The sequence below is a fragment of the Frankia sp. KB5 genome, assembly GCF_002099325.1.
GTDB classification, from domain to species: domain Bacteria; phylum Actinomycetota; class Actinomycetes; order Frankiales; family Frankiaceae; genus Frankia; species Frankia casuarinae.
On the sequence record NZ_MRUJ01000024.1, the window covers coordinates 1 to 25,221 of the forward strand.

General features: G+C 71.3%; 25 protein-coding genes and 1 pseudogene. 17 read left to right on the forward strand and 9 right to left on the reverse strand.

Annotated elements, in window-relative coordinates:
• Positions 1–334 (forward strand): rRNA adenine N-6-methyltransferase family protein (locus KBI5_RS02860; RefSeq protein WP_277870078.1); only part of this gene is annotated, 334 nt, incomplete at its 5' end.
• A gap of 62 nt (positions 335–396) precedes the next feature.
• Here the strand turns inward: KBI5_RS02860 and KBI5_RS02865 are convergent.
• The 4 genes and pseudogenes from KBI5_RS02865 to KBI5_RS02885 form a co-directional block, all read right to left on the reverse strand.
• On the reverse strand, positions 397–1,422 hold the full coding sequence (locus tag KBI5_RS02865) for a tryptophan--tRNA ligase (RefSeq protein ID WP_085014237.1): 1,026 nt from the start codon (positions 1,420–1,422) through the stop codon (positions 397–399).
• A gap of 111 nt (positions 1,423–1,533) precedes the next feature.
• Complete coding sequence (gene prs, locus KBI5_RS02870) at positions 1,534–2,103, reverse strand: ribose-phosphate diphosphokinase (RefSeq protein WP_241882626.1); 570 nt, start codon at positions 2,101–2,103, stop codon at positions 1,534–1,536.
• The gene (prs, locus tag KBI5_RS27525) at positions 1,995–2,675 is read right to left on the reverse strand and encodes a ribose-phosphate diphosphokinase (RefSeq protein ID WP_241882621.1); all 681 of its coding nucleotides are present in this window, start codon (positions 2,673–2,675) and stop codon (positions 1,995–1,997) included. Before prs (KBI5_RS27525) ends, prs (KBI5_RS02870) begins: the two co-directional genes overlap by 109 nt.
• A 269-nt stretch (positions 2,676–2,944) precedes the next feature.
• Positions 2,945–4,259 (reverse strand): annotated as a pseudogene (locus KBI5_RS02885) (NTP transferase domain-containing protein).
• 702 nt (positions 4,260–4,961) lie between these two features.
• Here KBI5_RS02885 and KBI5_RS02895 point away from each other — a divergent pair.
• Positions 4,962–5,981, forward strand: coding sequence for an acyl-CoA desaturase (locus tag KBI5_RS02895; RefSeq protein ID WP_085014238.1), 1,020 nt, complete (start codon positions 4,962–4,964; stop codon positions 5,979–5,981).
• Positions 5,982–6,006: 25 nt separating this feature from the next.
• Here KBI5_RS02895 and KBI5_RS02900 read toward each other — a convergent pair whose 3' ends face one another.
• Positions 6,007–7,845, reverse strand: a complete 1,839-nt coding sequence (locus tag KBI5_RS02900) for an ABC-F family ATP-binding cassette domain-containing protein (protein WP_085014239.1) — start codon at positions 7,843–7,845, stop codon at positions 6,007–6,009.
• On the reverse strand, positions 7,842–8,873 hold the full coding sequence (locus tag KBI5_RS02905; RefSeq protein WP_085014240.1) for a 4-(cytidine 5'-diphospho)-2-C-methyl-D-erythritol kinase: 1,032 nt from the start codon (positions 8,871–8,873) through the stop codon (positions 7,842–7,844). The genes KBI5_RS02900 and KBI5_RS02905 overlap by 4 nt, the downstream gene beginning before the upstream one ends.
• 425 nt (positions 8,874–9,298) lie before the next feature.
• On the opposite strand from KBI5_RS02905, the gene KBI5_RS02910 reads away from it, so the two are divergent.
• From KBI5_RS02910 to KBI5_RS02955, 10 genes are all read left to right on the forward strand, one after another.
• The gene (locus KBI5_RS02910; protein ID WP_085014241.1) at positions 9,299–9,784 is read left to right on the forward strand and encodes an Asp23/Gls24 family envelope stress response protein; all 486 of its coding nucleotides are present in this window, start codon (positions 9,299–9,301) and stop codon (positions 9,782–9,784) included.
• Complete coding sequence (locus KBI5_RS02915) at positions 9,781–10,278, forward strand: hypothetical protein (RefSeq protein WP_198537474.1); 498 nt, start codon at positions 9,781–9,783, stop codon at positions 10,276–10,278. The genes KBI5_RS02910 and KBI5_RS02915 overlap by 4 nt, the downstream gene beginning before the upstream one ends.
• Positions 10,275–10,613, forward strand: coding sequence for a hypothetical protein (locus KBI5_RS27530; RefSeq protein ID WP_049760994.1), 339 nt, complete (start codon positions 10,275–10,277; stop codon positions 10,611–10,613). Before KBI5_RS02915 ends, KBI5_RS27530 begins: the two co-directional genes overlap by 4 nt.
• Before the next feature lie 171 nt (positions 10,614–10,784).
• Positions 10,785–10,973 carry a DUF2273 domain-containing protein gene (locus KBI5_RS02925; RefSeq protein ID WP_035732549.1) on the forward strand — a complete coding sequence of 63 codons (189 nt, stop codon included), beginning with the start codon at positions 10,785–10,787 and terminating at the stop codon, positions 10,971–10,973.
• Positions 10,970–11,353, forward strand: coding sequence for an Asp23/Gls24 family envelope stress response protein (locus KBI5_RS02930; RefSeq protein ID WP_241882622.1), 384 nt, complete (start codon positions 10,970–10,972; stop codon positions 11,351–11,353). Before KBI5_RS02925 ends, KBI5_RS02930 begins: the two co-directional genes overlap by 4 nt.
• 112 nt (positions 11,354–11,465) lie before the next feature.
• A complete protein-coding gene (locus tag KBI5_RS02935) occupies positions 11,466–12,035 on the forward strand; it encodes a DUF6286 domain-containing protein (RefSeq protein ID WP_133056952.1) in 570 nt (189 codons plus the stop codon).
• A complete protein-coding gene (locus KBI5_RS02940; protein WP_085014243.1) occupies positions 12,032–12,700 on the forward strand; it encodes a hypothetical protein in 669 nt (222 codons plus the stop codon). Before KBI5_RS02935 ends, KBI5_RS02940 begins: the two co-directional genes overlap by 4 nt.
• Positions 12,701–12,877: 177 nt before the next feature.
• Entirely contained in the window at positions 12,878–13,498 is a 621-nt protein-coding gene (locus tag KBI5_RS02945; RefSeq protein ID WP_035732506.1) for a 50S ribosomal protein L25/general stress protein Ctc, read from the forward strand.
• A 33-nt stretch (positions 13,499–13,531) separates the two neighbouring features.
• Positions 13,532–14,125: an aminoacyl-tRNA hydrolase gene (gene pth, locus KBI5_RS02950; RefSeq protein ID WP_011438325.1), complete on the forward strand. Its 594-nt coding sequence runs from the start codon at positions 13,532–13,534 to the stop codon at positions 14,123–14,125.
• Between the two features lie 186 nt (positions 14,126–14,311).
• The gene (locus KBI5_RS02955) at positions 14,312–14,965 is read left to right on the forward strand and encodes a PIG-L family deacetylase (RefSeq protein ID WP_085014244.1); all 654 of its coding nucleotides are present in this window, start codon (positions 14,312–14,314) and stop codon (positions 14,963–14,965) included.
• 73 nt (positions 14,966–15,038) lie between these two features.
• Here KBI5_RS02955 and KBI5_RS02960 read toward each other — a convergent pair whose 3' ends face one another.
• Positions 15,039–16,271 (reverse strand): glycosyltransferase, encoded by a 1,233-nt coding sequence (locus tag KBI5_RS02960; protein ID WP_085014245.1) that lies wholly within the window; start codon positions 16,269–16,271, stop codon positions 15,039–15,041.
• 299 nt (positions 16,272–16,570) lie between these two features.
• Between KBI5_RS02960 and KBI5_RS02965 the strand changes: the two genes are divergently transcribed.
• Positions 16,571–17,803, forward strand: a complete 1,233-nt coding sequence (locus tag KBI5_RS02965; protein ID WP_070982138.1) for a glycosyltransferase family 2 protein — start codon at positions 16,571–16,573, stop codon at positions 17,801–17,803.
• 220 nt (positions 17,804–18,023) lie between these two features.
• Positions 18,024–18,935: a glycosyltransferase gene (locus tag KBI5_RS02970; RefSeq protein ID WP_011438321.1), complete on the forward strand. Its 912-nt coding sequence runs from the start codon at positions 18,024–18,026 to the stop codon at positions 18,933–18,935.
• Between the two features lie 128 nt (positions 18,936–19,063).
• Here KBI5_RS02970 and tyrS read toward each other — a convergent pair whose 3' ends face one another.
• Positions 19,064–20,350: a tyrosine--tRNA ligase gene (tyrS, locus tag KBI5_RS02975; protein ID WP_085014246.1), complete on the reverse strand. Its 1,287-nt coding sequence runs from the start codon at positions 20,348–20,350 to the stop codon at positions 19,064–19,066.
• Between the two features lie 47 nt (positions 20,351–20,397).
• Entirely contained in the window at positions 20,398–21,741 is a 1,344-nt protein-coding gene (locus KBI5_RS02980) for a S8 family serine peptidase (RefSeq protein ID WP_085014247.1), read from the reverse strand.
• 408 nt (positions 21,742–22,149) lie between these two features.
• Here KBI5_RS02980 and KBI5_RS02985 point away from each other — a divergent pair, with 408 nt between their 5' ends.
• From KBI5_RS02985 to KBI5_RS02995, 3 genes are read left to right on the forward strand one after another with little or no spacing between them, the layout of a single operon-like run.
• On the forward strand, positions 22,150–24,213 hold the full coding sequence (locus tag KBI5_RS02985; protein WP_085014248.1) for an HAD-IIIC family phosphatase: 2,064 nt from the start codon (positions 22,150–22,152) through the stop codon (positions 24,211–24,213).
• Positions 24,213–24,449 carry an acyl carrier protein gene (locus KBI5_RS02990; protein WP_011438317.1) on the forward strand — a complete coding sequence of 79 codons (237 nt, stop codon included), beginning with the start codon at positions 24,213–24,215 and terminating at the stop codon, positions 24,447–24,449. The genes KBI5_RS02985 and KBI5_RS02990 overlap by 1 nt, the downstream gene beginning before the upstream one ends.
• Positions 24,439–25,152 (forward strand): serine acetyltransferase, encoded by a 714-nt coding sequence (locus tag KBI5_RS02995; protein ID WP_241882623.1) that lies wholly within the window; start codon positions 24,439–24,441, stop codon positions 25,150–25,152. Before KBI5_RS02990 ends, KBI5_RS02995 begins: the two co-directional genes overlap by 11 nt.
• The last annotated feature ends 69 nt before the right edge of the window (positions 25,153–25,221 follow it).

Here is a 25,221-nt window from a genome sequence, read left to right on the forward strand (position 1 = left end):
GTACGCGCACGCCCGGCCGGCCGGCGCGGTGCCCAGACCGGTCTTCTGGCCGCAGCCGAACGTTGATTCAGGGCTGGTGGCCTTCGCCCGCAGGCCCCTGCCCGGTCCGGCGCGGCTGCGGGCGGACGTGTTCGCCGCGATCGATGCCGCGTTCGCGCAGCGCCGCAAGACCCTGCGTACGGCCCTGGCGCCCTGGGCCGGATCGCCCGCCGCCGTCGGGGACTTGGCGCGTGCCGCCGAGGTCGATCCCGGTGCCCGGGGCGAGACCCTCGACATCGCGGCCTTCTGCCGGCTGGCCGCTGCCCGCGCTGCCCGCGCCGCCCGCTCCGACTGAGCCACCCGGCGCAACTGGGCCACCCGGCGCAACGGCGGGGAAGGGCGCAACGGCGGGGGAGGTCAGAGGTGCGAGATCCCGATCGCGCGCCGGACGCCGGCGAGCACCGGCCGGGCCCGGTCGCGGGCCCGCTCGGCACCCGCCGCGAGGATGCCGTCCAGCTCGCTGTCCGGGGCGATGAGCTCGGTGTAGCGCTCCCGCAGCGGTGACAGCCAGTCGTTGAGCGTCTCGAACAGGGCGTTCTTCACCTCGCCCCACCCGGTGCCGCCCTGCTCCAGACGGCCGCGCATCTCCTTGATCGTTTCTGGAGTCGCGAAGTTCTCGAGCAGAACGAAGGCCGCGGAACTGTCCGGGTCCTTCGGGTCCGCCAGCGGTGTGCTGTCGCTCACGATCCCACGGACGAGTTTCCGTAGCTGCTTCTCCGGCGCGAAGAGGGGGATTGTGTTCCGGTATGACTTGCTCATCTTGCGGCCGTCGATGCCGGGCAGTACCTTCGCCGAGCTCCCGGCCGGGAGGACCACCTCCGGGATCTTCAGGCTGAACACGTCGCCGAACAGATGGTTGAAGGAGCCGGCGATGTCGGCGGCGTATTCCACATGCTGCGACTGGTCCTGGCCAACGGGGACCACGTCGGCATTCATGATGAGAATGTCGACGGCCATCAGAATCGGATAGTTGAACRGGCCCATGTTGATGCCGGCGTCCAGATCGGGGACGCCGGCCTCGGCGTTGCGGTCACGGGCCGCCTTGTAGGCGTGGGCCCGGTTCATCAGACCCTTGCCGGTGACGCAGGACAGCACCCAGGTCAGCTCGAAGATCTCGGGGACGTCGGACTGGCGGTAGAAGATCGTGCYCGTCGGGTCGAGCCCGAGCACGAGCCACGTGGCCGCCACCGAGYGGGTATAGCTCGCCAACTCCTCGCGACTACGCACGGATGTCAGGGCGTGATAGTCGGCGACGAAGTAGATCGACTCGTAGGCCGAGGTGAGCTCCAGCGACGGCCGGATCGCTCCGATGTAGTTGCCGAGGTGCGGCTCGCCCGTCGGCTTGATCCCGGTGAGAGACACCTTCGGCTGTTGCGCTGCCATGGCAGGGCAGTCTACGGACGCGGGGCGGCCGCCGGGACGCCCCAGGTCGTTCGCCGCGGCCGTTCGCCTGCCCGCGCCTGTCTCGCGGCGGGGTGGGGATGCGAGCCTCGGTCAGGCGTCTCCGCCGAACAGGCCGGTCACCGACCCGTCCTCGAACACGGCCTTGATGGCCGCGGCCAGCAGCGGGGCGATGGACAGTTCGGTGATCTTGTCGATGCGAGCCTCGCTGGGCAGGGGCAGCGTGTTCGTGAGGACGACCTCGCTGATCTCCGAGTTCTTCAGCCGGTCGGCGGCGGGGCCGGAGAGCACGCCGTGGGTTGCCGCCGCGATGACGCCCGYCGCGCCGTGCTCCTTGAGTGACTCCGCGGCCTTCGTGATCGTGCCGGCAGTGTCGATCATGTCGTCGACGATGACGCAGGTCCGTCCGTGCACCTCGCCGACCACGTCGAACATCTTCACCTGGTTGGGAACGTCCGGGTCACGCCGCTTGTGGATGATGGCCAGCGGGCAGCCGAGCCGGTCGGTCCACCGCTCGGCCACGCGGACCCGGCCCGAGTCGGGGGCGACGACGGTCACCTCGGACGTGTCCAGCTTGGACTCGATGTAGTCGGTGAGCAGCGGCAACGCGAAGAGATGGTCCACCGGCCCGTCGAAGAAGCCCTGAATCTGGGCGGTGTGCAGGTCGACCGACATGAGCCGGTGCGCGCCGGCACCACCGTCGTCGACCCGCGGACCACCTGGATCGACGCCGACGTCACTCTCGAACCGGACACGACTATCGCCCCCAACACCTTCCTGCACGGCCGGACGCACGTCGCTCGCGGCGCCGTCATCGGCCCCGAATGCACCTTGACGGACACGACGGTAGGCGCGGGCGCGACCGTCCTGCGGACCACGGCCGAGCGGGCCGAGATCGGCTCCCGGCCACGGTGCTTCTTGTCCTGGCGCGCATAGGGGTAGAAGGGCGCGACGACGGTGATCCGTTTGGCGCTGGCCCGCTTCAGCGCGTCCACCATGATCAGCTGTTCCATCAGCCAGGTGTTCACCGGAGCCGAATGGCACTGGAGCACGAAGGCGTCGCAGCCCCGAACCGATTCGGAGAAGCGGACGAAGATCTCGCCGCTGGCGAATTCGTAGGCATGGGTGGGGACGGGCTCGACGTCGAGCGCGGCCGCGACCTCCGCCGTGAGGCCCGGGTGCGAACGTCCCGCGAAGAGCATCAGATTGCGCCGGTTCTCGGTCTGGTAGGCCACCGCGTACTCCTCGGGCGTGACGGGATGATCGGGCTGGCGTGATCGGGCTGGCGGGGGCAGCCCCCGGGCGGGTGACCCGTCCGGGGGAACGGCCGTGAGGCTGCACGGTTCAACACTCGGGCATACCCGGCCCCGCCCCTGTTTGYGCAGGCGGGATGGTACCCACGTGCCCGGATCGCCGCCTGCGGACCCCGGGCGGCCGACCCGGGCGGGGCAGGTCGGGCGGTGTGCATCCCCTCGCTGGCCAGAAGGTTTGGACGGACGTCTCTTTACGTTCTGCTCCCCGCGCCGGGAATGCCAGCGATGCCGGCCTCGCCCTCGCCGGTATGCGGCAACTCACTCCGGTGCGCCACGTCACCCTGATGAGCTGGGATCGGCACGGYGGCCTCGGCCGCGGACGGTTGCGGCATTTCATCGGGATGCTCGGGATCCCCGACGCTGCCGGGGGCCTGGACGCCGGCAGCGGCGGCCGCTCGTGCCGCCGGGCTGCCGGGACGGCGGCGGGAGACCCAGCCTTCGATGATCCGTTGCCGCCCCTCCCGGACCGCCAGCGCGCCCGGCGGAACGTCCTCCCGGATCACGGATCCGGCGCCGGTGTAGGCCCCGTCCCCGACCGTGACCGGAGCAACGAGCATGGTATCGCTGCCGATCCGGACGTCCGAGCCGATCACCGTGCGGTGCTTGGCCACCCCGTCGTAGTTCACGAAGACCGTCGTGCATCCGATGTTGCTGCGCTCGCCGACCACCGCGTCGCCGACATACGCCAGATGCGGGACCTTCGTCTGGTTCCCGAGATCGGCCGACTTCGTCTCGACGAAGGAGCCGATCTTGCCTTCGCGGCCCAGTCGGGTGCCCGGTCGGAGATGGCTGTAAGGCCCGACCACGGCCCCGGCGCCGATCTCGGCCCGCTCGGCCGTGGTCCGCAGGACGGTCGCGCCCGCGCCTACCGTCGTGTCCGTCAAGGTGCATTCGGGGCCGATGACGGCGCCGCGAGCGACGTGCGTCCGGCCGTGCAGGAAGGTGTTGGGGGCGATAGTCGTGTCCGGTTCGAGAGTGACGTCGGCGTCGATCCAGGTGGTCCGCGGGTCGACGACGGTGGTGCCGGCGCGCATCGCCGCCTCGACGATCCGAGAGATCAACACCGGCGTGTACGCGTTCGCAGCGGGCCCGCTCCAGACCGCGCTCGCGCGGCTGACCAGGGATAATGCTCAAGGCGAGGAGTACCTCACCGACGTCGTCGGGCTGCTGGTCGCCGCCGGGCAGCACGACCACCGTGTCGCCGGGCGCCAGCTCGCCGAGCGCCGCCAGGGCCACCCGGACGGCGTGGCCCGTGCCGTGTTGGCGGTCCTGGACGACCGGGACGACCTCGGGAGCCTGCTCCGCCAGCATCGCCGCGACCTGTTCGCGGCCGTGGCCCACGACGACCGCGGTACGCGCCGCCGCGAGGGCTCCGGCCGCGCTCAGCACGTGGTGGAGAAGGGAGCGCCCAGCGATGTGGTGCAGCACCTTCGGTCTCGTCGAGCGCATGCGCTTGCCTTCGCCCGCTGCCAGGATGATGACGGCCACCGGACGTGATGATGTCACGCGATCTCCCGAGTCTTCGGACCTGGACAGCGGTGGGGCGACGGCGCCCACACTACTCGTCGACCGGAAGGCGCCGGCAGATGCCACGGCCATCCCGGGAACACGCCGGCCCCGGACCGGGAAATGATGTGGGCCTGGYCACCGCCGTGGTGATGGTGCGGCGGCGGTGCTTCCGGAATATTCTTTTCGATGGTATTACTGGTGGTGCCTGGTAGTGCTCCGCCGCCACGACTCGAACGTGGACTAAGAGAACCAAAATCTCCTGTGCTGCCGATTACACTACGGCGGACCGCGAGAAAACACGCCAACTCTACCATCGTGGGGTGGCTCGGATGGTAAAAGCCGGGCCGCCACCGRCTACCCGGCCCGCCGGCCGGCGCGGGCGGCCGGCGCGGGCGGGCGTCCCGGACCGGGTTTGGCCGGCTGTCGTTCATCTCTTCGTCGCCTGACTGTCACTGACTGTCACCGACTGTCGGCTGATGGCGTTAAATGTCATTGGATGTCATTATTTGTCATCGGCTTGTCATCGACCTGTCGGTGATCGTGGTGCGCGGCGGTGCCGATCGATCCGGGTCGGGTCGGCGACGGATGGTTTGTTTGCGTGGCGGACGTGGAGGAGGGGGGACGTTGTCATGTCGGCGGGCTACCGTGGCGGATGGAGCGCCGGCACAGTGGGCCAGCCGCGACGGATGGAACGAGGCAATGACCGCTACCGACACGGTGACGCCGAGCGATAATCGGGCACCGCGGGACAACCGCGAACCCACCACGGGTCCGGTTCCCCGCCGGGCTGATCCCGCGAACAGCCGCGGTAACGCCACGCGGCCCCGCTCGATGGCGAAGGCCCACGCCGAGCAGGTCGTGATGGTGGTGACGATCGTGGTGCCGCTGGTCGCCCTGGCGGTCGCGATCCCGGCGATGTGGGGGCAGTGGATCTCCTGGCGGGACGTCGTCCTCGCCGTGGTGTTCTACGGCATCACCGGCCACGGCGTGACGATCGGCTTTCACCGTTACTTCACCCACCGCGGCTTCCGGACGTCCAGGCCGGTGCGGATCGCGTTGGCGGTCGCCGGCAACATGGCGATCGAGGGTCCGGTCATCCGCTGGGTGGCCGACCACCGGCGTCATCACGCCTTCAGCGACACCGAGGGCGACCCGCACTCGCCGTGGCGTTACGGTCCGGGGACGTGGTCGCTGATCAAGGGTCTCTGGCACGCCCACGTGGGTTGGCTGTTCGACGTCGAGCAGACCGACCAGCGTCGGTTCGCCCCGGACCTGCTCGACGATCCCGACATCATGAAGGTCAGCCGCTCGTTCGCGCTGTGCGCGTTCGCCAGCCTCGCGCTGCCCGCCGTGATCGGCGGCCTGTGGGGGGGTTCGTTCGCCGCGGCGCTGGAGGCGTTCTTCTGGGYCGGGCTGGTCCGTATCGCGCTGCTGCACCACGTCACGTGGTCGGTGAACAGCATCTGCCACGTCCTCGGCTCGCGTCCCTACCGGTCGCGGGACCGGTCGACCAACGTGTGGCCGCTGGCCCTGCTGTCGATGGGCGAATCCTGGCACAACCTGCATCACGCCGAGCCGACCTCGGCCCGGCACGGGGTGCGGCCCTGGCAGATCGACACCAGCTTCTACCTGATCAAGATGATGGAGACCGTTCACCTGGTGTGGGACGTCCGCTGGCCGGACCCGGCGCGTCTCGCGGCGAAACGCGCCACCGCCTGACCGGACGGCGGGTGGCGGTGGCTTGTCAGCCACCCTCGATCTCGGCGGCGAGGGTGAGCCAGGCCTCCTCGGTGCTGTCCTTGTCCGCGACGACGGCGCGCAGCTCGGCGTCCAGCGTCAGCAGACGCTCGTGATCCGTCGCGGCCTCGGCCAGCTCGTGATGCAGCTCCTGCTCGCGTCGGCTCAGGCGATCCAGGGCGCGCTCGAGCCGGGTCAGCTCCTTGCGGGCGGCGCGCAGCTCGCCCCCGGACAGGACGGGCGGCCCACCTGTCCGCCCGGCTTCGGCGACGGTGGTGGTCTGTCCGCCCGCTCCGCAGCCGGCGGCCGACGAACCCCGGGATGACGGTGCCCGAGCCGCGGCGTCCTGCCGGGCGGCCGCGCGCCGGGCGAGGTACTCCTCGATGCCGCCGGGCARCATGCGCAGGTGCCCGTCGCCAAGTAGCGCCAGTGTCACGTCGCAGGTGCGTTCGAGGAAATAGCGGTCGTGGCTGACCACGATCAGGCTGCCCGGCCACGAGTCGAGGAGGTCCTCGAGCGCGGTGAGGGTGTCGGTGTCGAGGTCGTTGGTCGGCTCGTCGAGGAGCAGCACGTTCGGTCTGGCCATCAGCAGGCGCAGCAGCTGCAGCCGGCGGCGTTCGCCGCCGGAGAGGTCCCCGACCCGCGTCCACTGCCGTGACGACGGGAGGCCGAACTGCTCGAGTAACTGGCCGGCGGTCCGTTCCCGGCCCTTCTCGACCTCCAGGACCTGCCCGACCTGTTCGACGGCCTCCAGCGCCCGCAGCGACGCCGGTAGTTCGGCAATCTCCTGGGACAGCAGGGCCGGTCGCACGCTGGCCCCCACCCGGACCCGGCCGGCCTCCGGCGTCACCGCACCCAGCAGCACGCGTAGCAGGGTGGTCTTGCCGGCTCCGTTGACACCGACCAGCCCGATCCGGTCCCCCGGTCCGACCAGCCAGGTGACGTCGTCGAACAACGTCCGGTCCCCGATCCGGACCGTGATGTGCTCGGCGTCGTAGACGTCCTTGCCCAGCCGGGATGCCGCGAAGCTGCGCAGCGCCATGGTGTCCCGGGGCGGCGGCTCGTCGGCGATCAGCGCATTGGCGGCGTCGATGCGGAAGCGCGGCTTACTGGTCCGGGCGGGCGGGCCGCGGCGTAGCCAGGCGAGTTCCTTACGCAGCAGGTTCTGGCGCCTGGCTTCGGTGGYGTCGGCCCGCCGGGTGCGTTCGGYCCGCGCGAGCACGTACGCTGAGTAGCCGCCCTCGTACGCGTCGACACGCCCGTCCACGACTTCCCAGACCCGTCCGCACACCTCGTCGAGGAACCAGCGGTCGTGGGTCGCGACGAGCAGTCCACCGCGGAAGCCGGCTAGATGCCGGGCGAGCCAGGCGACCCCCTCGACGTCCAGGTGGTTCGTCGGCTCGTCCAGGATCAGCAGGTCGGTGTCCTGGACGAGGAGCCGGGCCAGCGCCACCCGGCGGCGTTCCCCGCCCGACATCGGTCCGACCGGGTCGTCGAGCCGTTCGAGCAGCCCGAGCCCGGCGAGGATGCCCCGCTGCCGGGGATCCGCCGCCCACTCGTGCTCAGCGACGGTGCCCACGACAATCTCGCGCACGGTGCGCTCRGCGGGGAGCACGTCTGCCTGCGCCAGGGTGGCGACCCGGGTGGAACCGGCGGGCACGACCCGGCCGGCGTCCGGGGCCACCTCGCCGGCGATGATCCGCAGCAGGGTGGACTTCCCGGCCCCGTTGCGCCCCACGACCCCGATCCGTTCCCCGGCGCCGATCCCCAGGCTCACCCGGTCGAGCAACGTCCGGGTGCCGAACGCGGCGTTGACGTTCTCGAGGCTGACCAGGACGGCGCTCACGGCGCTTCGCCTGCTCCCTCCACCATCCTGGCGCCGCTCGCCGGCCCGGAGGCCCGGCGTACCGCGCGGGCGACCCCCATCCCGGCGAGGCTCGCCGCGAGCGCGATGCTCTCCTGCGCTCCGGCCGCGAGGAAGGCGCAGGTCGGGCCGGAGCCGCTCACGATCGCCCCGACGGCTCCCAGCTCCCGGCCCGCCTCCAGGACGCGGCGCAGGGACGGCCGAAGCCGCAGTGCTGCCGGCTGCAGGTCGTTGACCAGGGCGGCTCCGAGCTGGCCGGGGTCGCCGGTGCGCAGCGCGGCGAGCACGTTGTCGGCGGGGGTCGGGCCGGTCCGCAGTTTGCCCTCGGTCAGCCGGTCGAACTCCTTGTAGACCGCGGGGGTGGACAGGCCGCCGTCGGCGAGCGCGAACACCCAGTAGTACTCGCCCGTCGCCAGGACGTCGGTGAGCTGCTCGCCGCGCCCGGTGCCGAGTGCGGTGCCGCCGGCCAGGGGGAACGGGACGTCGCTGCCGAGCTGGGCGGCGAGTCGGGTCAGGGTCGCCCGGTCCAGGCCGGTCTGCCAGAGCGCGTCGCAGGCGACGAGCGCCGCCGCCGCGTCGGCGCTGCCCCCGGCCATCCCCGCGGCGACGGGGATGCCCTTCGTCAGGGTGAGATGAACCCGTTCCGAGGTGATGCCCGCGGCCTCGRCAACCAGGTGAGCGGCCCGGACGGCGATGTTGTCCCGGCCGGTGGGGACGATGGAGACCTCCGGCGTGGACGTCGCCGGACCCAGCGACGCCGGGTCGGCGCCCTCCCCGGACACCTCGACGGTCACGACGATGTCCCCGCTGGACCGGCCGTTCCCGTCGGACCCGCCGTTCCCGTCGGTGGTCGATGGCCCCGGGTCGTGGAACCGCGGGGGATCGACGGACGTCGCCGAGACGTCGTCGAACAGCGAGACGGCCTGCAGCACTGTGATGACGTCGTGGTAGCCGTCCGGTCGGAGCGGTCCGACGCCGAGATGCAGGTTGACCTTGGCGGGGGCTCGCACGGTGACGGTGGCGGGGCCGGCTCCGACGCTTCGGCGCGGACCCGGGTGGGATCGAGGCAGCGGATGCTCCTTCGCTCGGACRCACGCGCGCCCGCTGGGCGGCGTGGCGTTCGGTGGCGGCCGGCACCCAAACCTATCCGCCCACGCCGGGAGCGGATGAGCGTCCGCCCGCGAAGGATCGCGAGGGACGCAGCGAATCGGCCCCCGGCGACGCGGCGGGGACGATGCGCGCTTCCGTTCAGTGATCGTAGCTGTGCCGACGGGAACGGGTTGTTGTCCGACCGGAGAATTCGGGTATCCCTGATCGTGAACGGCCGCACCGGAGAGCGCCCGGACGGATCGTCCCTCGACGTCCCGCTCCTGGTCGGACCTGACCCCTTCCACCGCTTCGGGCGCTCCGACGATGCCGGCCAGGAAGGAGCACCATGACCACCACAACCAGCGCGGCCGGGCCCGAGGCGAAGGCCTCGGACGCAGGTGGTGCGCGTCGCACCACCGTGCCGGAGCGCAAGATATCCACCGAGCTGGTGACCGGCCGGGGCCGGACGTCGATCGCGGACGCCGTCGTCAGCAAGATCGCCGGTGTCGCGGCACGCGAGGTCTCCGGGGTACACAACCTGGGCTCGAGCGGGGCCCGCGCGATGGGTTCGTTCCGGGCCCGCATCCCCGGCGCGTYGGCCAGCGTCTCCCAGGGGGTCGCGGTGGAGGTCGGGGAACGGCAGGCCGCGATCGACCTCGACGTCGTCTGCGACTACGGGGTCTCCATCGTGGATCTGTCCCACTCGATCCGGCACAACGTCGTCACCTCTGTGGAGGGAATGACGGGCCTGGAGGTCACCGAGGTGAACATCGCGATCGACGACGTCTACATCGGCGAGGAGGAGTCGGAAGAGCCGCGGCGGGTCGAATGAGCACGAACCCGACAGCGGCCGGGCCGGTGAGCGGGTTCGCCTGGAACCCGGATGCCGTGGCCCGGACCGTGCTGTCCTGTCCCGGTGTCGTCCGGCTCATCGGCGCGCCGGTCCGGCACAAGGATCGTCACCGTGTTCCGGACGGCGGGGCGGGTGCCGCGGCCGAGGTCGCGACCTACCTTCCGGGCCGCCGGGTGGAGGGGGTACGGGTACGGCCGGACGGGATCCTGGTGCAGATCGTGTGCCGGTACGGGGAACGGCTCGGTGAGCTCGCCGCCCGGGTGCGCGCCGCGGTGCTGGTGGTCGAACCCGRCTGTCCCCGGGTCGACGTCGTCATCCGTGATCTGGCAATTCCGGATCCGGACCTGTCGTGTCCGCAGGGGCCGGACGCGGCGGTAGTCGGTCCGGGGACGCCCCGTTCGGGGACGCCCCGTTCGGGGGTGCCGGGTGCGGGGGTGCCGGAGATGGGGGTGCCGGAGATGGGGGTGCCGTGACCTCCGATCGGCGGCAGGAGTCATCCCGACGCCAGCTCGACGCCGCCCGACGCAGGGCCGAGATCCGCGCGTTCATCCGCACGCACCATCCGGATCGGGGAGGTGATCCACAGGCGTTCGCCGCCGGCCTGCGGGCCCTGCGATCCACGCCGGATGGGCCGGACGGGCCGGGTGTTCCGGGTGTCCGCCTCACCACCCATCACCGGCCCAACGCCGCGGACATCCTGTTCGCCTGGGTTCGCGGTCGCGGGCGCCGCTGTTCCGACTCCACGCGTCGGTGGTGGTCGCACCGCMGGGCGCGGTTCGGCCCCGGCCGTGGTCCTCGGGTGCGCTGAGGCGACACCGGGTCCGCGGRACCGCACCCCGGGCTCGGTTCCATGTGACGATCACGCGGGATGCCCCTCGATCTGCCGGTCCAGAGGGGYGGACCGGGTACTGCGGCCGGGCTGGACGGGGCCGGGCTGGACGGGGCCGGGCTGGATGGGCCAGGAAAGGGGAAGAGCCACATGCGATCGAGCGCGCTTGGCCTGATCATCGGTCTGATCGCCGGACTCGCCCTCGCCTTCGGGGGCTTCAGCGAGTTTCTGATCGTGCTGGTCTTCGGTGCGATAGGGCTGGTCATCGGCAAGGTGGTGGATGGTGATCTCGATATCACCCGTTATGTGGGCGGTGACCGGCGTCGGGGGCGGCGGTGAACGAGAGGGAGCGTGCGCGACCGGGCCGTCCCGCGGGTAGGCGGGCGGGGGCCGGTTCCCTGCGGGTGGCGGACCGGGTTGTCGAGAAGATCGCGGCCATGGCGGCGGCGGATGTCGTCGGCGTTACCGGACCGCCACGCGGATTCCCGCGCCATGGCGGCGCGCGGCGTCGTGGGCGTGCCGRGCGRCCACGGGTCTCGGYGAAGATGGAGGGAGCCACCGCCCGACTGACGATGTCGTTCTCCGTGCGTTACCCGATCCCGGTCACGGAGACGGCCGAGCTGGTCCGTTGCGAGGTGCGGGACCGGGTCGCGGCGCTCACGGGTGTGCGCGTGGCACATCTGGACATCGATATCCCGTCGCTGCCCTCCGATGGGTAGCGGCCCTCTTCTGTCCCTCCGGTTCGCGTTCAGACCACGGGTAACAGACCACGGGTAACAGACCACGGGTAACAGACAAGGTTGGGCTCGGTGAGGGGAGGGTGCCGTGCGGGTGGGGCGCAGGATCGTCGCCGGACTGCTCGCCGCGCTGATCGTGGCCGCCGGGGTCATCACCGTCATCGAGATCGTGGCCGCGGCCGGCRGTGGCAGGGGCTACGTCGTGGTCGACTGGCCGGCGTGGGCGGACGACCTGGCGGACACGGCCTGGTCCTCCGGGCCGGTCCGACTGGCCGCGGGGGTCTGCGTTCTAGTTGGCCTGCTGCTGATCTGGCTCGGAGCGCGGCGCGGAACGCCGTCCCGACTCGCCGTGCGGCGCGGCTGCGCGCAGACCATTGTCTTCGTCGAGCGGCGAGGGGTTGCGCGGGCGCTGCGCTCCGCAGCCCTGACCGTCGACGGGGTGCGGGCCGCCCGGGTTCGGGTCCGTGACCGGACCGCCGACGTCCGCCTGCGCCTTCGGCAGCGTGTCGCCGGTGGCGCGCGGGAGCGCGCGGGTGCCGTCCTGGCCTCTACGCTTGTCTCCTTCGAGCTGGCTGAGCCGCTCGAGCTGCGCATCCAGGCGACCCCGCCGGCCGCGGACCGGACCGTCAACGGGGCGGACCGGGCCGCTGGCGGTGCGGCATGACCGAGACGCGGGCAGCGGGCGGGCAGGCCGCCGAGGGCCGCTCGGCGGGTGGCGGGGTACCCGCGGAGCCCGGCGGGAGGCCGGCCGGGCTGTCCGAGCCGCCGCCCGACCGCCTCAACCGGGTCGCCCTGGTCGGAATCGGGTTGCTCTGCCTCGCGGCCGGTGTTCTCGCGTTGCTGGTGGGGGCCGGTGCGTTCGGAAACGACGTCGCCGACGAGGCGGTGCTCGACGCCGACACCCGTTCCTACCCGACCTCCCACGCCTGGTTCTGGCTCGTCGTGGGGATCGGTTCCGGGCTGGTCGTCCTGCTCGCCCTCGGGTGGCTTCGGGCGCAGACGGCGCTGGCGGCGCGGSGTCGTGGACTCTACGTGACGGATGATGCGCTCGGCGGTGTCCATTTGTCCGCCGCGGCACTGACCGACGCCGTCGAGGACGACGTGCTCGGGATCGTGGGCGTCGAGGCGGTGCGGGCGGTGCTGCGCGGCCGGCGGGAACCCGTGCTGGAGATCGCGGTCACCGTTGTCCCGGGGCCGGGGGTCGCCGGCGTGCTCGACGACATCCGTGGCCCGGTGCTCCATCGAGCCCGGACCGCGGTCGGTCGTCCGCGGCTACCCGCCAAGGTGGAGGTCCGCCCCGCTGCCACCATCCGGCCGCAGGTGCGCTGAGGTGCGGCCCGGCGTGACCGGGCAGGGTGACCAAGGCCGCGACGCACCCAGGGGCTTGACAGAACGGGGTCGTTTCCCCCATGCCATGGCGCGTCCGGTACTGTGAAGGACCGCGCCGCGGTGGTTCCACCGCCCTCCGGCGCCGGATCCCCAGTTTAGGAAAGGATGAGCGCCGCCATGTCCGAGGTCCGCATCGCCGCGGAGCCGCGCACCGAGTTCGGTAAGGGCGGGGCTCGTCGCACCCGTCGGGCCGGCAAGGTCCCGGCTGTTCTCTATGGTCACGGTAAGCCGCCGCGTCACATCGCGCTGCCCGCACACGACCTCCTCCACGCCTTCAAGACCGACGCCGGCACGAACGTCCTGTTGACGCTCGAACTGGCCGAGGGGACCGAACTCGCGCTCGCGAAGGACGTCCAGCGCCACCCGATCAAGGGCAGCTTCGAGCACATCGACCTCGTGCTCGTGGCCCGGGGCGAGAAGGTCGTGGCCGACATCCCCGTGCAGGTGATCGGGGAACCACACCCGGACACCCTGGTCGACCAGCAGGTCACCACGATCGCGGTGAAGGCCGACGCCACCCGGCTGCCCGGCCCGATCGAGGTCGATATCACCGGGCTCGAGCCAGGTACGAGCATTCTCGCCCGCCAGCTGGTCCTGCCGGCCGGCTCCGAGCTCGACGCCGATCCCGACCTGGTCGTCGTGCAGTGCCTGGCCAAGCGGACGAACGCCCAGCAGGAGGCCTCGCTCGGCGAGACTCCGGTGGCGGAGGAGGCCGGCGTCGCGAGCGCGTCCGTCTAGGCGGATCCGCTCCATCGCCGATGTCGCCTGCCGATGATGATCACCCCGACCGGCGATGGGCCCTGGCTCGTCGCCGGTCTCGGCAATCCCGGACCGACCTATGCCGGGAATCGGCACAACGCCGGCTTCATGGTCGTGGACCTGCTCGCCGAGCGGACCGGGTCACGGCTGAAGTCGCACCGTTCCCGGGCCGATGTCGCAGAGACCCGCCTGGCCGGGGCGCGGGCGGTCCTTGCCCGTCCGCTCTCCTTCATGAATCTCTCCGGCGGTCCTGTCGCGGCGGCCCGGAGCTTCTACAAGGTCGAGGTCTCCCGGCTCATCGTGGTGCACGATGAGCTTGACATCCCCTTCGGGGCAGTGCGGCTCAAACGCGGCGGTGGGGACAACGGCCACAACGGTCTGCGGTCCATCTCCTCAGCGCTCGGGACGCGGGACTATCTGCGGGTCCGGGTCGGCATCGGCCGTCCGCCCGGCCGGATGGATCCGGCCGACTTCGTGCTGCGGGACTTCACCTCGACCGAACGCCGTGAGCTGCCCCTCCTGCTCGAACACGCGGCCGACTCGGTCGAGATGCTCATCGCCGACGGTCTGGAGCCCGCGCAGAACCGCTATCACGCGTTGCTCTGAACCGCTCGACGGACGCCGCGTGTTTCTGCCGGTCCGGCGGGCACTCCGGGTGCTTGGCTACTTCAAGTGTTGGCATGGATGCGAAAGGTCAAYGGCATGGCCGGTTGCCGGGGAACCGGGGARCGGAGGCTTCGTGCACTGGCATGAGGGGGAGAGAAAGGGCGGGCGAGCGCGGAGGAGTGCCGGATGCTGGCGTTGACGGCGGGCCCGCCGGCCGATGGGCGGGCGTACAGCGTCGTGGCCCTCGGGGCACATGCGGACGACGTGGAGATCGGCGCCGCTGCCACGATCATGCAGTTGCTGGCCGCCCATCCGGAGGCCACCGTGCACTGGGTGGTCTTCTCGGGCGAGGGYGAGCGCGGCTCGGAGGCGGAGGAGAGCGCGCGTGAACTGCTCGGCTCCTCGCTCGGTTCGCTGCACCTGCACGAGGTCCGGGACGGTTTCCTCCCGCGGGAGTGGAGCGGGGTCAAGGAGGTCCTGCTGCAGATCGCCCGCCAGGTCACCCCGGACATCGTGTTCGCCCCGGCGCTCGCGGATGCCCACCAGGATCACCGGGTGCTCGGCGAGCTGGCGTGGCAGGCCTTTCGCGGGGCGCTCATCCTCGGCTACGAGATCCCGAAATGGGAGGCTGACCGGCTGTCCCCCAGCCTGTACGTCCCGATCCTCGAGGAGACGGTCGGGGCAAAACTCGATCATCTCAAACGTCATTTCCGCAGCCAGCAGGACCGCGCCTGGTTCGACGACGAGACCTTCCGCGCGACCCTGCGGCTGCRCGGCGTAGAGTGCGGGACGCGCTACGCGGAGGCGTTCGACGCCCGCAAGGTGATGCTCACCTTCTGATATGTCTCCCGCCCACCGGTCTTCCGCCCACCGGTCTGCTCCGTCGGCTCGGTGAGGCCCGGCGGGCAGGGACTCAGGCTGGCGTCAGATGTTCCTGGATGCGACCGATGAGCGCCGTGTGGTCGAGTTCCTGTAGCACGTAGGCCTGGCCGGCTGTTCCGATCTCGGCCGCCTTCCAGGGCTGTTCCAGCAGGCTGCAGGCGGCGTCGGCGAAGGCGCCCGCGTCCTCGGCGACGAGGAGGTGGGTACCGGGCGTCCAGCCGAGGYCGCGGCTGCCGGTGGGTGTGCTCACGACCGGCGTTCCCGCCGCCATTGCCTCGATCGCCTTGATGTTCACGCCGGATCCCGAACGCATCGGGTTCACCGACAGGGTGGCGGTGGCGAGGTAACCGGCGACGCTCGGCACGTCGGTGTGCAACTCCACGCCCTCGAAGCCACCGAGCCATGCCGCCAGGCCCTCCTCCGGACGCCGCCCCACCACCTGGAAGGTCGCGTCGGGATGGCGGACCCGGATCGTCGGCCAGCAGCCGCCGAGGAACCAGCGCAGGGCTTCGATGTTGGTCGGGGTGTCCAGCGAGCCGACAAAGATCAGCTTTTTGCCGGCGCTGTCCCGAGGCGCCGGCTTCCGGCCCGGCGGGRCCGGCTCGGTACCGGCCGACCCGGTGCCCGTCGGTGYGGTGAGGGCGYCGACGGGCAGGAACGGCGGYAGGTGGAACGTTGGGATGCTCGCCCGCGTACGCCGCCAGTTGTGGTCTTCCAGCGAGATGTCCGCGATGCAGGTGATGAGCGGAGAGTGGTGCATCGAAAGCTCCGCCAGCCGCAGTTTGTGATACTCCAGCTCGTAGGCGACGGCGCGCGGCCCCGAGCTGTTGCGGGCCAGCACCCGGAAGAACTCCGAGTCGACGTTGTGCGCGCGCACCAGATGCGGCAGCTTCCAGATCCGGGCGACCTCCTCGCCGAGATGCGACGTCCGGCAGCTGTAACTGATCACGGCGTCGGCCCGTGGCGGTGTCGACTCCAGCGCGCGGCGCAACGGACCGACCGGCCGGGATGCGTGCATGAATGGCCGGGCCRTCAGGTGTGCCCGTGGGCTGTCGTCACGAGGCAGCCGGATGACGGCCGAACCCGGCACGGCCTCCTCGTACACGGCGATATCCAGGTTCTCCCGGGAAGGCACCAGGACCTGCATCCGAACGCCGGCCGCGGAAGCCGCGGTGAGGAAGCTGAAGGTCTCCACCCGGCCGCCCGCGTCCGCCGGGAGAAACGGTTCCTCGACAACGACGATCCAGCGTGTGGAGTCGCTCACCGGACAACTGTAACGACCGTGGGGTCGGGTAACGACTGCGGGCTCGGTACTCGCGCGGGGTGTCGCGGACAGTTCCAGGTAGATGACAAGAGTGTCGTGAGGTGAGGTGAGGTGAGGTGAGGGTGGGGTCGAGGTGCGCGCAGGCCCGCCGGGGGTCCATCCGATTCCGCGGGACGACTTTGGCGCGGTGCGGGTGTCACGGCTGCGCGGCGTCATGGCGTCATGGCRTCAATGGCGCCGTACCRCAAAGGACGGAGCCGTTGGTTGTGGCTGACCGGCGGAACGCTACGGTAACCGCCATGACAGGTGTCCGGACCATCGGTCGAGGTGCCGCCGTGGCGGCGCTGGGAGCCACAACCGTTTACGGTCACGTCTTGTATCCGATCTATATCGGATTGCGCAGCCGTGGTCTGGAGTCGACGGCACCGCCGGACCCTGAGATCTGGCCGGGACTGAGCGTGGTCGTCTCCGCCTATCGGGAGTCGGCGGTGATCGGGGCGAAACTGGATGAACTCACCCGCGCGGACTATCCCGGGCCGATGGAGATCATCGTCGTGGCCGACGATCCGGAGACGGCCGAGGCCTCGCGCCGGCCCGGCGTGCGGGTGCTGTCGTCCGGGGAACGCCTCGGCAAGGCGCGGGCGGTCAACCGGGGAGTCGCCGCCGCCACCCACGAGCTCGTGGTGCTCACCGATGCGAACGCTGTGCTCGCGCCCGGTGCCCTGCGGGCAGCCGCCCGTCATTTCACCGACGAGACGGTCGGCGCGGTGGCGGGGGAGAAGCAGGTTGACGATCCCGACGGCGCCCAGGGCTTCTACTGGAAGTTCGAGTCCTGGCTGAAGCGCCGCGAGTCGGCGACCGGGGCGACCATCGGYGTGGTCGGCGAGATGCTGGCCTTCCGCCGCCAGGCGTTTCGGCCCCTGCCCGCGGACGTGGCCGTCGACGATGCCTGGCTGGCTCTCGACATCCTCGAAGGGGGGCTGCGGGTCGTCTACGAACCCGAGGCGTACTCGATCGAGTCGTCGAGCCCGGACTACTCGGCGGAGTGGGAGCGGCGGACCCGGATCGTCGCTGGCAACCTCGACATGCTCTGGCGGCGCCGGGCGGCGCTGGTGCCCGGCGCGCTGCCGGTCACCCCGCAACTGTGGGGCCACCGGCTGGTCCGCTCGTCATTCGGCCCGTTGGCGCAGGTCGTCCTGGTGGGGCTCGCCCTCCCGGCCGCCCGCCGGAGCTGGATTGCCCGGCTGTTCCTGGCCGGCAACGCCGTCGGCGCTGTGAGTACCGCGGCGCTGCTGACCGGGCGCACGCCGCCCGGTCCGACCCGCCTGGTCGCGCAGGTCTTCTTCCTGCAGGCCGTCGCGCTCGGCGGGGTGCGGCGCTTTGTGGCCCGGGACCGGCCCGCCGTCTGGCCCAAGCCGGAGCGGCCGGCCGTGGCCTCCGCGACGTCACCGGCGCCCCCGGGGTCGGTCCTGCCACCGGGGCAGACGACGCCGCCTGGCCCGCCGACCGAGTTGGCCCCGGCCGGCAACTGACCTGCTCCGGCAACTGACCTGCTCCGGCAACTGACGCCGCTGACGCCGGCCGGGACCGGCCTCGACCGGAGAACCCACCGCGGCCCRTCACCGGCTACGCCTATCGAAATACCACCCGCCGTGGGGTGGGAATACCGTGTGGCGCGACACCGCAACACCGCACGAGGCGTGGATATCCACCTGAGTGCGCGTCAGCACACGCAGTGAGGAGCGTRCCGCCATGTCCGTCGAGAAGTCCAACCGGTCCAGGTGGCAGTACGAGCTGGTACTGGTCAGTTTTCACAGCCGTGGCCAGCTCGAGCAGCTCTTCGCGACCCTTCCGTTGGACATGCCGGTTGTGATCATCGATAACGCGGAGGGCGTCGACCGCGTTGACGAGCTGATCGCGGACCGGCCCAACAGCCGTTACCTCGACTCCGGTGGCGGCAAGGGATTCGCGAAGGCCGCCAACATGGGCATCCGTTCGTCGCGCTACGAGTACGTGGTGCTCGGCAACCCGGACAGCCGGCCCACCGTGGAGGTCATCGACACGCTGGTCGACGACCTCATCGCCGATCCCGAACTGGTGACCAGCGCGGCCACCATGAAGGGGCACGACGACAAGCCCGAGCTCGGTAACGGCGGCTGGGAGCCGACGCCTCGCCGGGTGCTGCTGCACGTGCTGGGAGCGCACAAGGTGGCGCCGAGCTCGGCGCTGTTCGCCCGGCCGACACCGGGCCGCCCGATGAACCCCGAGTGGCTGACCGGCGCCTGCATGGCCGTCCGTCGGTCCACCTTCCTCGAACTGGGCGCCTTTGATGAGACGTTCTACGTCTACAACGAGGACATGGCGCTCGGCCGGGCGATCCGTGAGGCGGGGCTGCGGCAGAAGCTGCGCACCGATCTGCTGGTACCCCACGGGGCGGGAGGTTCCGGGGCCGGTAAGACATGGATGCTGCAGATGCGCGGTGCGTCCATGGTGCGTTATCTGCGTAAGCACAATGCGCCGGCTCGGGTGAACGTGATGCGCTCGATGCTCGTCGCCGGCTACGCCGGGCGTACGGTGCTCTCTCGGGCCCGGGGCAGGAAGGCAGTGGCCGACGAGCACGCCGCATATATCAAGGGCCTGCTGGTCGGACCGCCGGCCCAGTAGCCGCGCCCGTTCCTCGTTCGTTCCCTGCCTGTTCAGTGGGCTGTTTGTCCGATTCGTCCCTCTGGCCAGGCAGGGAAGTGAACTCGCTGGTCCCGGGCTCGCTGGTCCCGGGCTCGCTGGTCCCGGGCTCAGGTGAAGCGGGYCACCCGCCATTCCCGGCGACCGCGGCGGACCAGGATGACCGAGCCGTGCAGCAGATCCTTGGTCCCGACGGTGGCTTCCACGCCGACCCGTTCCCCGTTCACCAGGACCGCATGGTTGCCCAGGTGCTCGCGCGCATCCCGCTTGCTGCTGGCGAGGCCGGTGGCGATCAGCAGATCGACAACCGGCCAGCCGTCATCCTCGAGCCGGGCGGCCGGCTCCTCGACCGTGGGCACGTCGGCGAAGACGTCGGAGAGCAGATCCGCGCCGATCGCCTTCACGTCCCCGCTGAACAACGCCGCCGACGCCGCCTCGGCCGCGTCCACCGCGGCCTGACCGTGCACCAGTGCGGTGATCTCCCGCGCCAGGTGACGCTGCAACGCCCGCTTACCCGGAGCCTCGGCGTGCTCGGCGAACAGCCGCTCCAGCGGCTCACGGTCGATGAGCGAGAAGAACAGGGCGAACCGGCGTGCCTCGTCGTCGGACAGATTGATCACGAACTGGTACAGGGTGTAGGGCGAGGTACGGTCGGCCGAGAGCCAGACCGCACCCTTCTCCGACTTGCCGAACTTCGTGCCGTCCGAACGCAGCAGCAGCGGGCAGGTCAGCCCGTGTACCTGGGTGCGCAGCACCCGTCGCACGTAGTCGATCCCGGCGACGATGTTGCCCCACTGGTCGGAGGCGCCCATCTGAAGGGTGACCCCGTGGTCCTCRCACAGGCGGCGGAAGTCGTACGCCTGGAGCAGGGAGTAGCTGAACTCGGTGTAGGTCAGGCCGACGTCGGGATCGTCCAGCCGCCGGCGCACCGAGTCACGGCGGACCATCTCGGTGACGGGGAAGTGCTTGCCGACGTCCCGCAAAAACTCGATCATTCCGAGTCCGTCGAGCCAGTCGGCGTTGTCGACGAACTGTGGTAGCTGGCTGGAGTCCAGGGCCCGGGCGAAGACGGACTCCATGATCTCCTGTTGTCCGAGCATGTTCGTCCGTACCTCCTGGGCGGTGAGCAGGCTACGTTCCACCGACTTGCCCGACGGGTCGCCGATCAGACCCGTGCCACCGCCGAACAGGGTGACCGCGCCGATCCCCGCCCGTGCGGCCCGGATCAGCAGGGTCATCGGCAGCAGGTTGCCGATCGTCAGCGAGGGGGCCGTCGGGTCGAAGCCGATGTAGCAGCGCCGCCGTCCGCTGTCGAGGTGCTCCCGCAGCTCGGCGGGATCGGTGCTGTCGTGGAGGAGTCCACGCCAGGACAGCTCGTCCAGGAGCGCGTGTGTCATGGGCCCATGGTAGAAGTGGCGCGCCGGTCCGCAGTGACACCGCGAGATCACCCGGTAGGGGAGCGCGGGCGGACGCGGCTGCCCGCGCGGCCCGGTCCCGCCCGCGTCGCGCGCTGCCAGGCGTACAGCAGATGTGTCACGATCCCGAGCAGGACGCCCAACGAGGCCGCGATCCCGAGCCCGGCGGTCCAGACCAGTGGCGAGGGTTTCGATGAGTCTGGGCCGGCTGCGCCGATCGGACCGGTGTTCGTGAGTGTGGCGCCGGCCCCGTGGGTCGTCGCGTCGCCGGCGGACCCCCGGGCCTGCCCGCCGGGCATGATGCGGCCGGCGGCCGGCGCGGGCCCCCCCACCCCCCAGCGTGTCGGTGCCGACAGCAGCGGATTGCTCCTGACCACCGGCACGGCCCGGGTCAGCGCCGCGACGGGGTCGACGATGCCAAAGCCGAACTCGTCGTCGCGGCCAGGAGAGCCCGCATCCCGCGCGGTGTAGACGAGCCGCTCGATGACGTTGGGTGCGTCCAGGTCCGGCTGGGCGGCCCGGATGAGGGCGACAACGCCCGCGACGATCGCCGCGGAGTTCGAGGTGYCGCCCCCGGTGTCCAGGCCGTCCGGGGAGACCCGGGTCGGGACGGGGGCCCGGATACCGGGGGCCGGCGCGGCGATGACGGCCCGCGGCCCGTGGGCCGATTCCCGCCAGAAACCACCAGCGGCCGTCGATCCGGTCACCGCGACCACCCCCGGGATACTGGCGGGGGAGTTGATCGCGGTGTCGCCGGACTCGACGTTCCCCGCCGAGGCGACCACCACCACGTCGTGCGCGAGGGCGTAGCCGACCGCTTTCTCCTCGTCCGGGGTCGCCGTCCCCGTCGAGCCCAGGGAGAGGTTGATGACGTCGGCACCCAGGTCGACTGCCCGGCGGATGCCGATCGCGACCTCCTCCGAGTTCGCCTCGGCGCCGGTCGAGACGGGCAGGATCTTGGCGGCCGGGGCGATGCCGCGGACCTCGGGCCGGCCGTTGTCGTTGCGACCGGCGATGATGCCCGCCATGGCGGTGCCGTGGCCGTTCGGATCATCGTCGCGCCAACCGTCCCGCGCCGCCCCGGGGCCGATGCCGGTACCGGGAAGCAGCTGACCCCACAACTTGGGTTGGCTGGCGTCGACCCCGCCGTCGATGACGGCCACCACCGTGCCCGCGCCCTGGCTGATCCGGTGCGCCTGGGCGAGTCCCAGGACAGCGTGGTACCACTGCGAGCCTCGGGCGGGCGCGATCGAAGCCGGGCCGGGCCCGGCCGCGTGCGGCGGGACGGCGGCGCCGGCCGGAGCGGTCGTCATCACGAGGCCGACCAGCAGCGCGAGGCCGACCAGCAGGCCGAGCATGGCGCGGTGGTGCATGAGGGGGTCCTGCCTCCGGGGGCTGCCRCTCGGCGGGCGTGGCTGATCGTGTCCGGTTACGCGCCCTGTCTGAGGAAGTTTTCCACATTGCATGGTCTATGCAGACCACTGTTACAAAGCAGATAGCTCGTCCGGATAGCCCGAGGTGGTTTTCCCGGCTTCAGTGCCTTCGACGGCGCAGGAGACGATCGATGCCCAGTGGGGCGTGGCTCTGCCGGGTGACCGCCTCCCCGGTCCCGGTCCCGGTCGACGCGCAACCTCCACCGGACCGGGGCACGCTCCTCGCGTCCCTGGTTGCCGCCCTGGCCTGATGGTCGCTCCGTCGCCTACCAACACTTACGTGACGGTAGAGTGCCGAGGAACCGCGTATGGGCGCCGCGAAGAGTCGCACCGAGAGGGGCCGCAGCAATGACCGACAGAAGGGACGTCGGCACGGACGTCGGCGAGGGCGTCGCGTCACCGCCGGAACATCCGCGGATCGCCGAGTTGACCGCGCGTGCCRCCACGAGTGAGATCCCGACCGCGGCGCTGTGCCGTGATCTCGCCGTCGCGCACGAGCGGGCCGGCGACGACGCCGGGGCCRTGCGGTGGGCCCTGGCGCTCACCGACGCCGGCAGCGACCTCGGTGCCTGGTCGGCCGCTGCCGGCGTGCTGCGCCGCGTCCTGCCGCGGGTCGCGCCGCTGCCGAGGTCCGCGCGGGTGGCCGTGCTCGGCAGTTACACGACGTCGCAGTTCGCCGCGCTGTTGCCGCTGGCCGCGGCGCGAGCCGGGGTCGCCGTCGAGGTCTACGAATGCGGCTATGGGCAGTACCGCCAGGAGGTCCTGGACCCCGCGAGTGAGCTCTACCGGTTCCGGCCCGACGTCGTCGTGCTCGCGGTGCACGCCGGGGAGACCGCCCTGCCGGCGGTCGCCGACGACCCGGCCGCCGCGGTGGCCACCGAGGTCGAGCGTTGGACGTCGCTGTGGGACATGATCATAAATCGGTGCGGGGCCCGGATCGTCCAGCACACCTTCGCCATCCCCGGCGAGGTCGCGCTCGGCCATCTGGCGTTGCGGGTTCCCGGCTCCCGGCCGGCGATGCTCGCGCGGGTCAACGCCGAACTCGGCCGGGTGTCCGGCGAGCGGGGCGACGGGGTCGCCTTCGTCGACTGCGAGCGGCTCGCCGCCGACGTGGGCAAGCGTGCCTGGTTCGACGCGCGGTACTGGCACCGGTCCAAGCAGGCGGTGTCGCTCGCGCAGGTGCCGCTGCTGGCCCGGCACACCGCCGCGGTGATCGGGGCTCAGCTGGGAACGAGCCGGAAGTGCCTGGTCCTCGACCTCGACAACACTCTGTGGGGCGGCGTGCTCGGGGAGGAGGGCCTGGCCGGCATCGCGCTCGGCGATGGCGCTGTCGGGGAGGCGTTCGCCGCGTTCCAGACGTACGTCGCCGAGTTGAAGGCCCGCGGGGTCGTGCTCGCCGTCTGTTCCAAGAACAACGACGCCGACGCCCGGGAGGCGTTCGAGCGTCATCCGGGGATGCGGCTCGGCCTCGATGACATCGCGGTGTTCAGCGCCTGCTGGGACGACAAGCCGACGCAGATCCGCCGGATCRCCGCCGCGCTCGGCCTCGGCCTCGACGCGCTGGTCTTCGTTGACGACAACCCGGCCGAACGCGAGGTCGTCCGCCAACTCGTTCCCGAGGTGGACGTCGTGGCGCTGCCCGCCGATCCGCACGGCTACGTCCGGGCGCTGGCGGACTATCCCTTCTTCGAGGCCAGCGCCCTCACGGCCGAGGACGCCGCGCGCACCGCCGCGTACCGGGCCCGGGCCGAGACGGCTGCCGCCGCCGCGGCGGCGACCTCGCTGGAGGATTTCCACCGCGGGCTGGACATGACCGCTACCGTGGTCCCGCTCGACGACATGACCCTGCCGCGGGTCGCCCAGTTGGTCGGCAAGACCAACCAGTTCAACCTGACCGGTCGCCGCCGGGGCGCCGCCGAGATCGAGCGGCTGGCCGCCGATCCCGGCACGGCGGTGTTCTGCGTCCGGCTCGCCGACCGGTTCGCCGACCACGGGCTGGTCGCCGTGGTCATCGCGGTGGAGTCGGCGGACGCGCTGGACATCGACACCTGGCTGATGAGCTGCCGGGTGATCGGCCGGACCCTCGAGGACGAGGTGGCCGCGCTTGTTCTCGCCGAGGCCCGCCGCCGCGGCCTCGCCCGCGTGACCGGGCACTACCGGCCGTCGRCGAAGAACGTTCTGGTGGCCGGCCTCTACGAACGGCTCGGTTTCGAGCGGGTCGACCCGGCGCCGGCCACGACCCCGGCGGCGGAGACGACGTGCTGGAGCCGTGATGCGCGGTCGCCGTACCTGCCGCCTGGGCTCATCCGGGTCGTCGTGGCCGAGCCGTCCGGCGTCGTGGCCGGGCTGTCTCCCCAGGTGTTCCCCCAGCCGCGGCCACAGGACCGCAAGATGGAAGAGGTGCCTCGCTGATGGTGCAGGAGCGACTACAGCAGATCTTCCGGGAGATCTTCAGTGACGACGACCTCGTCATCAGCGACGGAATGACCGCCGCCGATGTACCGGGGTGGGACTCGCTCGCGCATATCAACCTCATCTACGCGGTCGAACGCGAGTTCTCGATCCAGATCGCCGATGAACGGCTCGCGAGTTTCGCCACCGTCGGTGACCTGCGCGAGCACATCGAGGAGCTGAGTGGTGTCCACTGAGATCGAGCGTGTCAACGGCCCCGGCCCCGGTGCCCCTCTCGGGTCCGGCGGGTCCGCCGGACCCGACTCCGCAGGGAGCGACTCCGCAGGGAGCGGCGCCGTCCGAGCCGATCAGCCCGCAGCCGCCCCGTCCCCCCGGGTAGCCGAGACGGACGGCGACCAGGACACCCGGGATGCCTCCGACCTCGGGCTGTGGGAGATCCTGCGGGAGGACTGGCGCCGGCACTACAAATCGTTCGCCCACCCGGGGCTGCACGTGCTCGCCGTCTATCGCATCGGGCAGTGGCGGCGCACCCGCAGCCAGCCCGTCCGCGGGATCGTGACCGTCTTCTACAAGGTGGTCAACAAATTGGTCATCCGTAACCTGTACGGGGCCGAGCTCGACGAGCAGGYGCGGATCGGCCGCCGGGTCCACATCGGCCATCACCAGACGATCCTCATCCCGCCRCACTGCGTGATCGGGGACGACTGCACCCTGCGGCACAACTTGACCATCGGCTACGCGAGCGGTACGGCGGGCCCGCGGGACGTGCCGAAGGTCGGCAAGCGGGTCGAGCTCGCCCCCGGGGTCCACCTCATCGGGGCGATCAGCATCGGCGACGACGCCAGGATCGGTCCGGGCTCGATCGTGATGACGGACGTGCCGGCGGGCTCGACCGTCTTCGCCGCTCCCGCGCGGGTGATGCGCCCACCGGGGCGTTGAGACCGTCCGGGTGACGCGCCCGCCGGCGCGCTGAGACTGCCGACGCGCCACTGCGGGATGTCGGCGACC

Bases quoted from the DNA above. Each gene is read 5' to 3' on its own strand.
- KBI5_RS02925 (WP_035732549.1), top strand. From the start codon at position 10,785: ATGCGATCGAGCGCGCTTGGCCTGATCATCGGTCTGATCGCCGGACTC.
- KBI5_RS02945 (WP_035732506.1), top strand. From the start codon at position 12,878: ATGTCCGAGGTCCGCATCGCCGCGGAGCCGCGCACCGAGTTCGGTAAG.
- pth (WP_011438325.1), top strand. From the start codon at position 13,532: ATGATGATCACCCCGACCGGCGATGGGCCCTGGCTCGTCGCCGGTCTC.
- KBI5_RS02970 (WP_011438321.1), top strand. From the start codon at position 18,024: ATGTCCGTCGAGAAGTCCAACCGGTCCAGGTGGCAGTACGAGCTGGTA.
- KBI5_RS02990 (WP_011438317.1), top strand. From the start codon at position 24,213: ATGGTGCAGGAGCGACTACAGCAGATCTTCCGGGAGATCTTCAGTGAC.